The organism is Planococcus salinus (assembly GCF_003719725.1).
In the GTDB taxonomy this organism is placed as follows: Bacteria; Bacillota; Bacilli; order Bacillales_A; family Planococcaceae; genus Planococcus; species Planococcus salinus.
The window spans coordinates 60,350-73,560 of the sequence record NZ_RIAX01000005.1 but is presented as its reverse complement, the minus strand read 5'-3'; the positions used below and the strand labels follow the sequence as shown (position 1 = coordinate 73,560).

At 41.3% G+C, this 13,211-nt stretch carries 10 protein-coding genes; all 10 read left to right on the top strand.

Annotation, left to right across the window (positions count from 1 at the left end; translation table 11 throughout):
• Positions 1–15: 15 nt before the first annotated feature.
• The 10 genes from rfbA to EEX84_RS08545 all read left to right on the top strand — a co-directional run bounded on the left by rfbA (position 16) and on the right by EEX84_RS08545 (position 12,894).
• Complete coding sequence (rfbA, locus tag EEX84_RS08590) at positions 16–903, top strand: glucose-1-phosphate thymidylyltransferase RfbA (protein ID WP_123165223.1); 888 nt, start codon at positions 16–18, stop codon at positions 901–903.
• A gap of 16 nt (positions 904–919) precedes the next feature.
• Positions 920–1,936, top strand: coding sequence for a dTDP-glucose 4,6-dehydratase (gene rfbB / locus EEX84_RS08585; protein WP_123165222.1), 1,017 nt, complete (start codon positions 920–922; stop codon positions 1,934–1,936).
• Between the two features lie 44 nt (positions 1,937–1,980).
• On the top strand, positions 1,981–4,092 hold the full coding sequence (locus tag EEX84_RS08580; protein ID WP_123165221.1) for a protein kinase family protein: 2,112 nt from the start codon (positions 1,981–1,983) through the stop codon (positions 4,090–4,092).
• Positions 4,093–4,113: 21 nt separating this feature from the next.
• Positions 4,114–5,577 (top strand): MOP flippase family protein, encoded by a 1,464-nt coding sequence (locus EEX84_RS08575; RefSeq protein ID WP_123165220.1) that lies wholly within the window; start codon positions 4,114–4,116, stop codon positions 5,575–5,577.
• 314 nt (positions 5,578–5,891) lie between these two features.
• Positions 5,892–6,842: a GDP-L-fucose synthase gene (gene fcl / locus EEX84_RS08570; RefSeq protein ID WP_123165352.1), complete on the top strand. Its 951-nt coding sequence runs from the start codon at positions 5,892–5,894 to the stop codon at positions 6,840–6,842.
• Between the two features lie 11 nt (positions 6,843–6,853).
• Positions 6,854–7,921, top strand: a complete 1,068-nt coding sequence (gene gmd / locus EEX84_RS08565; protein WP_123165219.1) for a GDP-mannose 4,6-dehydratase — start codon at positions 6,854–6,856, stop codon at positions 7,919–7,921.
• Between the two features lie 126 nt (positions 7,922–8,047).
• Positions 8,048–9,031, top strand: a complete 984-nt coding sequence (locus EEX84_RS08560) for a glycosyltransferase family 2 protein (RefSeq protein WP_123165218.1) — start codon at positions 8,048–8,050, stop codon at positions 9,029–9,031.
• A 33-nt stretch (positions 9,032–9,064) separates the two neighbouring features.
• Entirely contained in the window at positions 9,065–10,426 is a 1,362-nt protein-coding gene (locus tag EEX84_RS08555; protein WP_123165217.1) for a hypothetical protein, read from the top strand.
• A 55-nt stretch (positions 10,427–10,481) separates the two neighbouring features.
• Positions 10,482–11,642, top strand: coding sequence for a glycosyltransferase family 4 protein (locus tag EEX84_RS08550; protein ID WP_123165216.1), 1,161 nt, complete (start codon positions 10,482–10,484; stop codon positions 11,640–11,642).
• 10 nt (positions 11,643–11,652) lie between these two features.
• Complete coding sequence (locus EEX84_RS08545) at positions 11,653–12,894, top strand: glycosyltransferase family 4 protein (protein ID WP_123165215.1); 1,242 nt, start codon at positions 11,653–11,655, stop codon at positions 12,892–12,894.
• Positions 12,895–13,211: the final 317 nt, after the last annotated feature.

Here is a 13,211-nt window from a genome sequence, read left to right as displayed (position 1 = left end):
AATGAGGGGTTTTTTATGAAAGGCATTATCTTAGCTGGAGGAACAGGTACACGTCTTTATCCATTAACAAAATCCATTTCCAAGCAAATGCTTCCTGTTTATGATAAACCGATGATTTATTATCCGTTGTCTGTTTTGATGCTGGCGGGTATCCGGGAAATATTGATCATTTCTACTCCGAGAGATATCGCGGGCTTTTTAAGTTTGCTTGGGAACGGACAAAAACTTGGCATTAAATTGGAATATGCCATTCAGGAAGAACCGAACGGCTTGGCGGAAGCCTTTACGATTGGAGAAAGCTTCATCGGAGACTCCCCCGTAGCTTTAGTGCTGGGAGATAACGTGTTCTATGGCTCTGATTTTGGTAACCGGGTAAAGGAATCGGCCGAATTGACAAAAGGGTGCACGATTTTTGGCTGTCATGTGGCAGATCCACGTGCATATGGCGTAGTGGAAGTGGATGAAGACATGAACATCGTTTCAATAGAAGAAAAGCCGGAACATCCAAAATCATCTTATGCGGTTCCAGGCCTTTACTTTTTTGACAATCAAGTAGTGGAAATAGCGAAAAACGTCAAGCCTTCGGAGCGCGGCGAAAAAGAAATTACGGCTGTGATTGAGGAGTACTTACGAAAAGGGGAAGTAAACGTCAATCTCATGGGCAGAGGCTTGGCGTGGTTGGATACCGGGACGCATGAAGCCCTGCTGGAAGCATCCAACTTTGTTGAAGCCATCCAAAAACGGCAAGGGTTATATGTCGCTTGTATTGAAGAAATCGCTTTCAGAAGAGGGTATATCTCTCATGCACAATTATTGGAGTTAGCGGAACCGCTGATTAAAACAGATTACGGTAAATACCTGGTGGACATTGCTTCAGAGAAAATGTTGCAAACCAAAATCTAGGGCAAAGGAGCACTCTATGAAAAAGATACTGGTGACTGGCGGAGCAGGTTTTATCGGAGGGAATTTTGTTCAGTATATGGTGGATAAGTATCCGCAATACCAAATCTGTAATTTGGATTTGCTGACCTATGCGGGCGATTTAACGAAACATCGCGAAATTGAAAAGCGGGATAATTATACATTTATTAATATGGATATTGCTGATCGATTCTCTATCCTGGACTTATTTCAGGAAATGCAATTTGACTATGTTGTCCATTTTGCTGCGGAGAGCCATGTTGATCGGTCGATTACAGACCCTGAAATATTTATCCGGACGAATGTGCTGGGGACACAGGTATTACTGGACGCGTCCAAACAAAATGGCATTCAGAAGTTTGTGCATGTTTCAACAGACGAAGTATACGGGGAACTGGACTTCGATCCGGATACTTTCTTTACAGAAGAAACGCCTTTGCAGCCGAACAGCCCTTACAGTGCAAGCAAAGCTTCCTCGGATTTGTTGGTTCGCGCTTATTTTGAAACTTATAATTTGCCTGTCAACATAACCCGCTGTTCGAATAATTATGGCCCTTACCATTTTCCGGAGAAATTGATACCGCTGACGATTTCGAGGCTTTTAAACGACCAGAAAGTCCCGGTTTACGGAGACGGGAAAAATGTCCGTGATTGGTTGCATGTATACGATCACTGCCGGGCGATCGATTTGGTTCTGCACAAAGGGGAAAGCGGGGAAGTTTACAATATCGGTGGACACAATGAAAAAACAAACCTTGAAGTTGTCCAGACGATCTGCAGCGCCTTGAGCAAATCCGAAAAAATGATTGAGTTTGTCACAGATCGTCTGGGTCACGATAAACGGTATGCAATCGACCCGGCAAAACTGGAGGGTCTGGGATGGAAACCGCTATATGATTTTGAAACGGGCATAGCTCAGACGGTCCAATGGTTTTTGGATAATCAGGAATGGTGGGAAAACATTATCAATGGAGAATACCAGGCGTATTTCGAACGGCATTATACATTGAAATGAAAAGAATAAAATAAATGGCCAATGTATCGGTTAGGGGTGGGGAAATGGGCAGAGAACTAAGAGTGAGTGAGTATATCAAGAGTTTATATATCGATAACACGAACGTGAAAATCCTCCATTACAATACAAAAACAGATTTATTGAAGAACGAATTGGCTCACTCCGGTTTTGACAATTACTTGGGGGTAACGACGAAAAAACTGAAAAGCGGAGCGGAATCAGGTCTCTTCTATGTGAATGACAAAGGAATCACCTATAAAAACAATGCAGATGTATTAATAATGAATAAAGCTGATTTGTACGATGTCAAAAATGCTTTAAGTTCTTCAGCAGAATTGATTGTTTTCAAACCGAATCATGCTTTCAATTATGCCAGTTTCGTGTCTTTGTTGGCCTATAAGCTTGCCAGAAAGAAAAAGTGGACATTCAACTACAAAGCATTAGTGGATGAACATGGGAAAAAAAGTACATGGGTCGTTTTGGAGCGGAAGCATAAAAAAGAAATGAAGGCCAGACATTATCTTTCGCCGGATATCAGTCTGGAAGGCTTTTTTAAGGTATTGAACAACTATGGTCTGCAGTATGTCATTTTGCGCTGGTATGATAAATTGCCATTTTCGGATATCAGCGAAGATGTCGATTTGCTGGTATCGGATGAAGATGTTGAGGTGGTCCAGCAACTCATCAATGAAAAAGTGGGTATATTGCCTTTTGATATATACAGCGTCAGTGGGTTGCCGGGCAGTGATTTTAAAAACATCGCATATTATCCTCCATATTTAGCCGAGCGCATTTTAAATGGAAGAAGGTTATGGAAGGAAAAATTCTTTGTCCCCGGCAAAAAAGATTATTTGTTGAGCCTCATGTATCACGCTGTCTATCATAAAGGAGAAAAATCCGGAATTCCGATCAGCCAAGATAAACTGGCAAGAAATGATTTGGCGGATCACGAATACCTTGTCATCCTGCAACAGCTGGCAAGGGAAAACGACATGGATTTGAAAGAGCAGAATTTGCTGTACTTCCACAACTTCCTGAAAGAGCAGGGATGGGCGCCTGCCACAGATACCATCAGGAAGTTGAGCGGGACAAGTGGCAGTTGGCTGGAGACCACCATTCAAGACAATGAATCCAACTTCCACAAAAACGGGGAATTGATGGTCTTTGTCGTCAGAGAGTGGGCGGCCGAAAGGGGAAAGACGGATTATATAGTCGACTGGTTTGAAAAAGCAGGGTTGAATACCGTGATGAAAGTGGAGCTCGATGAAGAGCAAAAGAGGAAAGCTGCCCAGAACTTGAGAGGTGGAAATTGGGAGAGGGGTCCGTGGCCAGTGAGTGGGGGGAAACCGTCCGCATTACTGGTGATGTATGATTACCATCCAAGAGCGTTGAACGCGAATATGAAAAAAAGGTACCCGCATGTCTCCAACGAACTTTATTTGCTGAAGGAAAAGCTGCGGGAAGAGATGAATGCACCTCTGTCAAAAGAAGAGAGAACCAATCCCATCCACAGTGCCGATGATGAAATTGAAGCATTCGATTACATCACGGCAGTAGTTCCTGAAGTTTTAGGGGAAGTGAAAGAAACCATAACCAAATGGGATGCTGACTATGTGACAAAAGAACGGGTCATCGCCGATATTTCCGAAAACAAGCGGAGAGCAAAGGTGGAAGTCATTGAATATAACGGTCAAAAAGCGGTGAAAAAAACATACAAGGCCGATAAAGAACGTTTTTTGAACAGAGAGAAATACGTATACGGTGAATTGAGCAAGGAATGTGAATTCATACCAAAACTGCTTGACAGCGGGGAGAATTATATCATCACTCCTTATTTGCAGACGCTTAAATTCACGGAAAATCACCACATTAAAAAGCAGCTCCTTAAAAAATATAGAAAAGAAATCTTCAGCATCAGTGAATTTTTCTATAACAAGGGATATGCACTCATCGATTTTCACCCAGGTAACCTGTTGATTACGAAAGAAGGCCTGAAAGTGATTGACTTCGAATTTCTGTACCAGTATGAGAATATACCGAAATCGAGCCGTGAATCGTTTGACTTGATGGGTTTCCCAGATGATTTTGTAGAAGACAGACCTTACGGGATAGAAGGAAGACAGAGAAGAAACTTATGGAAGAAGATTCTATACTGAATCGGTTGTGAGGTAAAGCCTATGTCTTTAAAAATGCAAGCTGCCAACAGCGTTAAACTGACATCTCTTTCAACAATAATTACAGGGGTATTGCAGCTCATCCAGCTTATTGTATTAGGAAGGGTGCTGGGGCCTGAGGTTTTCGGGATTATTGCGCTGATTCAGATTGTCATCCAATTTGCCCATATGTACATGGATATGGGCATAACAGATGCTATTATCCAAAAAAAGAAAATCAGTCAAGTTGAGTTGTCGAGCCTGTACTGGTTTTCCATAGTGGTCGGTTTCATCATGTTCGGTTTATTGTTTCTGATATCCCCGCTTATCGCCGGAGCTTTTCAGCAACCGCAGTTAAAAGAATTGGTCCAAGTGATCGGCATCAGTTTTGTTATCATTCCTTTTGGGCTTCAATTCCAAACGCTTGCCACGAAAAACCTGGAATTCGCCAATATAAGCAAACACGAAATCATTTCAACTTTTATCGGAGTCACTGTTACCATCATCCTGGCGTCATACTTTAATTTTGGGGCATGGTCATTGGTTGTCGGTCATATCGTCATGACAGTATTCAGAACAGCTCCTTGGGTTGTGATTGGCTTCGTTAATCCAGCGACGCGTCCGACGCTTCAGTTTTCCTGGTCGGCAGTAAAGGGCTCGGTATCGTTTGGGATGTACAGGTTGGGAACAAATACAGCCAATTATTTTAATACGAAGATCGACCAAATCATTATTGGTATGATGATGGGCCCGCAAATTCTGGGTTTCTACAGCATGGCGATGAATCTGATTATGCAACCGATCCAGAAGTTGAATCCTATGATTACAAAAGTATCGTTTCCTGTATTTTCAAAGATTCAACATGAGAAAGCGCGTCTTCAGAAAGGATACCTGTTTATCATAAAAGTAATCATGACCCTCAATGCTCCAATGTTTGGCGGGTTGATCGTTTTGGCTCCTTTTCTTATACCGGTATTGTTAGGTGGAGAATGGAGCAACATTGTTCCGATTGTACAGATTCTCTGTTTTTATGCATTGTTCCGTGCTTTAGGAAACCCGAGCGGCAGTCTATTTATCGCGGTCGGCAAGGTAAGGTGGAGTTTTTACTGGCAGATTGCTCTGTTATTTGTGATTCCAATTGTCGTTTATTTTGCAAGCTTGACGGGTGAAATCGCTATTGTGGCAATTGCAATGGGTGCGCTGAGATTCGCGTTGTTCTTTATTAATTATTTTGCCAGAATTCGATTGATCATCGGTGCGTGTCTTCCTGAACTGCTGAAAGCTATTTTTGTACCGATTTTCCATTCAGCGATAATGATGCTGTTGCTGGCAGTGCTGTTATCTCAACTCTCTGTCACGGAAGAAACAATCCTTATCATAGTCACTGTTTTAATGGGAGGCGCAATCTACAGTTCGCTACTGCTGATCTTCCAGCGAAACCTGGTTAAAGAAGTAAAGGGATTCTTCGTTAAGAAAGCTTTAGTATAAAATAAGACAGGAAATCCTGAATCGCTATCCAGACTGCCTGCCGTTGTAAATCCTGAAAATTTGTTACGAAACTCAGAGATAGAGAGGAAAAATATATAAAATGGATTAAATAAACAGAAAATAATAAAATAATCTAAATTATCTGTCTTCAAAAGACTATAGTATGCTATAATGAAAAAATAAAAGAACTTACTAAGCACAAAGTATTAGGGATATTTAACCTTTTTGCTCGGTGCCCTTAGTAAATGAGTGGTTTGCAGGTAGTTTTAGGAAGTGGAGAGTTGCATATAAGAAGCGGAAAAGGTGGGATGGTCATGGAATTGGACTCAAAGATTTACGTAGCTGGCCATAGGGGGCTGGTCGGATCGGCGATTGTTAGAAACTTACAGGCAAAAGGGTACTTCAACTTGGTTTTCCGCACGAGCCGGGAACTGGATTTGACAAAACGTTATCAAGTCGATGAGTTTTTCCGTCAGGAAAAGCCCGAGTATGTTTTCCTTGCAGCAGCAAAAGTGGGCGGTATAGTGGCAAACAACGACTACCCTGCAGATTTCATAAGGGATAATTTAATGATACAAACGAATGTGATCGATGCTTCTCACCAAAACAACGTAAAAAAGCTGCTTTTTTTAGGAAGCACTTGCATTTATCCAAAACTGACTCCGCAACCCATGCGGGAAGATTCGTTGCTGACAGGGGAACTGGAGCCGACGAATGAATCATACGCCATTGCAAAGATTGCGGGCATTAAAATGTGCCAAGCATACAACCGCCAATATGGCACAAACTATATTTCTGTCATGCCCACCAATCTATATGGGCCAAACGATAATTTTGATTTGGAAAGCTCACACGTTTTACCTGCATTAATCCGCAAATTCCATGAGGCGAAAAAGAACTCGGTTCCGAGTGTCGAAGTATGGGGAACAGGAGAGCCGAGACGTGAGTTTCTTTATTCGGATGACCTGGCTGATGCTGCTGTATATTTGATGAATCATTACAGTGGCAATGAGCTGGTGAATATTGGAGTTGGCAAGGATATCTCCATAAAAGAATTGGCCCAAAAAGTGAAGGAGACGGTCGGCTATACGGGGACTGTCGAATTTAATACTGCTAAACCTGATGGCGCTCCGAGAAAACTGGTAGACGTCACCAAGCTGAACAGTCTTGGATGGGAAGCAAAAATACCTCTGGAAGAAGGATTGACTTTAGCGTACGCATGGTTTTTAAAAAATATAGACAAAGCAAACTTGGTTGCTAAGTGATGGGGGATATTATGAAAAAAGCATTGATTACAGGGATTACGGGACAAGATGGGTCTTTTTTGGCGGACTTTCTATTGGAAAAAGGATATGAAGTCCATGGCATCATACGCAGAAGTTCCAGTTTTAATACCGAACGGATTGAACATCTGTATATTGAAGAATTAAAGTCGAGTGAGAATTTCTATATTCATTACGGTGACATGACGGATACTTCCAATGTAATCCGGTTGATCAGTGAAATTAAGCCGGACGAAATTTATAACCTTGCAGCTATGTCTCACGTCAAGGTTTCCTTTGAAACACCCGAATATACAGCGGATGTTGACGGTGTTGGAACTTTACGGATTTTGGAAGCGGTACGGATTTTGGGGCTGGAAAAGAAGACCCGTATATACCAGGCATCCACTTCTGAGCTTTATGGAAAAGTGCAGGAAGTACCTCAAAAAGAGACCACTCCTTTTTATCCGCGTTCTCCATACGGAGTAGCGAAGTTATATGGATATTGGATTACCAAGAACTACCGGGAATCCTATGGCATGTTTGCGGTAAATGGCATCTTATTTAACCATGAATCAGAACGCAGGGGAGAGACGTTTGTAACGCGAAAAATCACAATGGCTGCCGCACGGATCGCCAATGGAAAACAACAGAAACTATTTTTGGGGAACCTGGATGCGAAACGCGATTGGGGATATGCAAAAGACTATGTGGAATGCATGTGGATGATTCTGCAGCATGACAATCCGGAAGATTTTGTAATTGCTACTGGAGAAATGCATACTGTCCGGGAATTTGCCACTCTTGCTTTTAAATATGCCGGTATTGATATTGAGTGGTCCGGTGAAGGCATCGAGGAAAAAGGCTTCAACAAAGTGACCGGTGAAGTGGTGGTGGAGATTCACCCTGACTACTTCAGAAGAGCGGAAGTGGATCAACTTCTGGGTGATCCGACCAAAGCAAAAACATTACTGGGGTGGAACCCGACCCGTACGCCATTTGAAAAACTGGTGGAAATTATGGTTGAAAATGACTGTAAGCTGATTGAGTCAGAAAAATCAGTTAATTACGAGTTCAAATAGAAGTGTTCAGTGCAAGCAAACCGTGGTGAAGCGATTTGATGGATCTGTTTGTTTTGCAGCAATGCATTTTTTTTTACAGGCGTTGAATGTCCCAAAAGAAGAGCGGCATTAAGGAGTGAACCGAAAGTGGTGAATGAAAATGAAAAGACCAGCATCATAATCCCAACCTATAACCGTGCGGAATTGCTGAAAAAAGCGGTGGTAAGCCTGTTGTCTCAAACTCACCAAAATATAGAGATTATTATTGTTGATGATTGTTCTACTGACAACACTTCCGAAGTTGTCAGTAGAATGACAGATCCGAGAATCCTGTATATTAAGCATCAAACCAATAAAGGGGGGGCCTCAGCCAGAAATACGGGAATTGCTCATGCTACAGGAGAGTATGTCGGATTTTTGGATTCTGATGATCAATGGCTTCCAGAAAAACTGGAGAAGCAATTGCAGGTTTTTAGAAGAGATCCGGAAATTGGGGTCGTTTACACAGGGTTACGAGTGACCAGTGAATCTGGAGTGTTGCGTGAGATGATTCCTGTATTCCGGGGGAAAATCCTATCAAAACTTTTGCAATTCAATTGCATCGATACCACTTCTTCTATAATAGTGAAAAAAGAACTGCTGGATAAAATAGGAGGATTCGACGCTGCGTTTCCCAGTTGCCAGGATTGGGATTTGTATCTTCGTCTGGCGCAGATTACACGCTTTGACTTTGTTCAGGAACCTTTGGTGCTGTTCTTTCAACATAGCGGAGAACGGATCACCAGCAATAAAAAAGCGGTCCAACAAGGACATATCTTTATTTATGAAAAATACAGAGATCTGGCTTGCCGGCAGGAAGACGAAGTTTATCGAAAATTCGTTATTAATATCACAAAGATTATATTGCGAACTGGTATTATGAATCAGGATAAAAAGGCTGTCAAGTTATCAAGGAAGCTCTATTCAGAAGGGATAAAAGGTCACAATGTGGATTTTAAAAATAAATTAATCTATTTTTCCACTTTCATCAATTTGAAGGTTTTGCTGTTTTTATATGTACAATCCAAAAAGTCTTCAAGAAACTATTATTCTTTTTCGGACTTCATCTCTCTCGAAAAGAACAGCGCCTAGAAATTGCATCTTTTTACATGAAGGACTGATACGATGGAAAAGTACAATGATCTGGACAAGAGAAGCGAAAAAATATTTCAAATCATTGTTAATATAATCGCGGGCATCTCCAGCTTCTATTACTTATTGAAAATTGGCCAGCCTCTTAATGACGCACCGCTGATCCACAGCATTATATTGATCATTTTTGCTATAAAATTTATTATGGACTTGTTTATTTTTAAAATTGGGTATGCTTCCTTCTCTTTGTTGTTATTATTCCTTCCTGTCATCAGTATTCTAGGGTATGGTCCCATCGGGGAAGTTCAGCCTCTATTCAACGATTCGACTTTGCTGATTGAAAAGCATTTTTACATACTGGCTTTTGCGGCTTTGTTTTTTTATTATGTATGGTCGAGTTTGCTTTACGTAAACAAGAAGTCTTTCCTGCTGTATGATGCAGAAGCCCTGAAGAAACTGTTCGGAAATTCCCACAGTCTCCTTTCGACGTGGTTTTTCAGTTTACTGGCTATAGCCGCTTCCATCATTTACTTACCCGATCTTCCTGGAAAAGCATATCACGATTTATCAGAAAGCCTGCTTCCCGGGAATGCCTGGAACTCTGTCGTTGTAGTTTCCTATTTTTTTGTGCTGGTTGGTGTAAAAGGCAGTATGATCAGAAAGCTGGCTTTGTTTTTTGTGCCTTTCTGGCTTCTTACCCATTATGCAAGAGTCGATATATTGGGCCTGGTCCTGTTAATGTACCTGATTATTACCACTGCCAAAAAAGGAAAGGCATTTAAGCCGAAAGTGAACTTCCGGAAAATCGGTATCTTAGTAATCGGCATTCTTGTATTCTCTTATCTGGGTTTGGTGAGGCACTCGGGGCTTGTCTTCGATACCGAAGCTATACTGAATTCTTTGGGGATCTTGATTAATTATCCTACCGTTCAGGATCTTATCTATTCAACGGCTGCGGCAATCGAAGTAAATCATCAATCAGGCAATTACTATACATTGATTAACTACATTCCTCAATTGATGCCTTCTTTCTTTGGTCAGGGAATTGACGCGGCGCCGCATATTGTCGCAAGCGAGATTCACACCAATTATGGGTTGCTGGTCTACGGGGAGTATTATCTGAATTATCGGATTTTAGGTTTGTTCCTGGCACCTTTCGTAACTTATGCGGTGGTTTTTTTGCCGGCCTATTTGTTGAAAAGAGGGTTTGGAAACCTGGGATTCACTTTAGGGTATTACTTGATCCTAACCACTACTCCTCGGATTATGTGGTACGGCTATATTTATTATCTCAAACCACTGGTGATGATCGTGCCTGTTTTTCTTCTCCTTCATTTGATTATCACTAATATAGAAAAAGAGATTACTGTCAACCCAGCCGTAAAGTATAAATGATGTGATGAGAAATTCTTTCGTAAAACGTAAGACTCGATATGAAGGGTGGTTTCTTATGGAAACGTCTAAAAAGGGGAATCTGATTTTCGTCGGGCCGCTGCCGCCCCCAGTGCTAGGGGAAAGCATTGCGCTGCAATCATTATATGGGACGGAAAAGTTACACCAACGATTCAATGTGAAAAAAATCAACTTAAGCCGAAAAAACTTCGAAAACCCTGGTGGAATTTCGCCGGAGAAATTGTTCACTGATTCTGCTGCCATCATCAGGTCATTGATGTTAAGTGTGGCATTAAAAAAGCCGGTGCTGTATATCTCTATATCTCAGACTAAACTGGGGCTTTTACGAGATTGTGTAATCATACGGATTTGCAAAAGCGTTGGACGTGGTAAAGCGGTGACTCATTTGCATGGCAACAATTTAGGTCCGACCATCGAAGCCACTTCCGGGTTTCTAAATAAATTTATTCGTAATACGTTGAAGAAAGTGGATGTAGGTATTGTATTGGGAGAAAAACTGGCTGGAAATTACAAAGGATTAGTCGACAGGGTAGAAGTGGTTTCCAACGGAATCCCAGAGAGTTTCATCAGGAAAGGGGAAATTAACAGAAAAAGAGAAAAAGAGCCGGTGTCGATTTTGTATCTAAGCAATTTGATGGCTGAAAAAGGCTACATAGAACTCGTGAAAGCCACAACCCTATTGGTAAAAGAAGGGCACAATATTAAGCTCAATCTGGTGGGAGGAATCCAGAATGAAGCGGAATTTTTGCGTGTTAAGGAATTCATTAAAGAAAACGAGGTGGAAGAAAACATAGAGTATCATGGGTTGAAGCAGGGAGAAGCAAAAAAGCAGGTATTCCTGGAAGCTGATCTCATGGCTCTCCCCACTAAATACAAAGTGGAAGGGCAACCAATGTCCATTATAGAAGGGATGGCTGCGGGGCTGCCCATTATATCCAGCGACAGGGGAATCATCGCAGAACTGATCCAGGATTGCGGAGTGCTGATTGAACCTACAGTCGAGGACATCAAATCTGCCATTCAACGGTTAGCTGAAAATGATGAAGAACGTTTGCGGCTGGGGGAAATGAGCCGGAATATTTATGAAGAATTCTATACGGAAGACAAATACACAGACTCTCTTATCTCCATTTTTCAGGAACCGTTAAACAGTAAATATGGAAGCAGCGGAATTAACGTTATTAAGTCTTCAGGATAGGAAGGTAATTATGAAAAACAAAAAAAAGATTTCATTTGTCATAAATTATTTTTATCCAGATCTGGCCTCTACCGCTCAAATTATGACAGAATTAACGAGTGAAATTCAAAACGATTTTGATATTACCGTAATTGCAGCCCAGCCTGGCTATGCAGGTGAACGAAAATCCGTCAAAAAGATTTTCGAGAAAGACTGTTTGGACAGCATGAAAGTCATACGGATCAAATTGCCGGAAGTGGACAAAAATTCAAAGTTAAGCCGTGTCCGCTACATTGTTTCTTATTTTGTTCTGGCAAATATCGCTTTATTGAAAGAAAGAAAGACTGATATTATCTATACGATCTCCCAACCACCAATTTTGGGCGGATTAATCGGTTCTATCGGAAAATTTCTGAAAGGTTCCAAGCATGTCTATAACATTCATGACTTTAATCCGGAACAGGCAGCTGCTGTCTCCTACACAAACAACCAGCTTGTATTCAAAATAGCTAAATTCATCGATAATATCAATTGCCGGTATGCAGACCATATTGTGATGGTGGGACAAGACATGGGCGAAACGCTGGCTAAACGTTTTAAGGGAAGAAACGTTCCTGCTTATTCAGTTGTTAATAACTGGACAGACGAAGACGAAATATTGCCGCTTGGCAAAGAGCATCCGGTTGTGGCAGATTTTTTACAGCAGAATGGACTGCAGGACAAATTCATTGTGGCTTATTCCGGAAACATCGGACTTTATTATGATTTGGAAAACATCATACGAATCGCGAAAGACTTTACAAATATCCCCGACCTTGTCTTTCTGTTTATCGGAGAAGGAGCTGTTAAGCATAGAATGCAGGAATATGTCGAGGAGCACAATCTTTCAAATGTCGTCTTCCTGCCATATCAACCCAAAGATTTTATACGGTACTCGCTGAATGCCGCTGATATCCACCTTGTGGTAAATCAAAAAGGGATTAAAGGAGTCTCTGTGCCAAGTAAAATCTATGGTGTTATGGCAGCAGGGAAGCCGGTTTTAGGGGTCCTGGAACAAGGGAGCGAGGCTGAGAGACTTATAACCGAGAGCCAATCTGGCATAGTGGTGGAACCCCATGACTATGAGAGCATCAGCGAAGCAGTTCGCTTCTTCTATGATATGAGCGCAGGCGAATTGAATGAGATGGGGATGCGTGGACGCATATATCTGGAAAATCATTTGACAAAGGAAACATCGATCAACAAGTCACGGACGTTATTGTTGTCGATCTGACAACCAGTAAATAACTGAGAATATAGCATAGAGAAAAAAAGACCGGTTTTCGGTGGTGCACCCCAAAAGTTAGAGTTCAAATCTAACTTTTGGGGTGTTTTTAATATGGAAAAATTTATAAGATTAAATATCTGATTATTAAGATAATTTTACTAAAGGATAAAAAGAAGGTCGAATATAAAGTGATATTAGGTAATAATATCTGATATTTCTAATTAATTTGAATATTTGTATTGAAATATTAGGTATTTATATGTATGATAATCCTATACTTATTTTTAACGGGGGTAAAAAGATTTATATTGTTCTGGAATTCT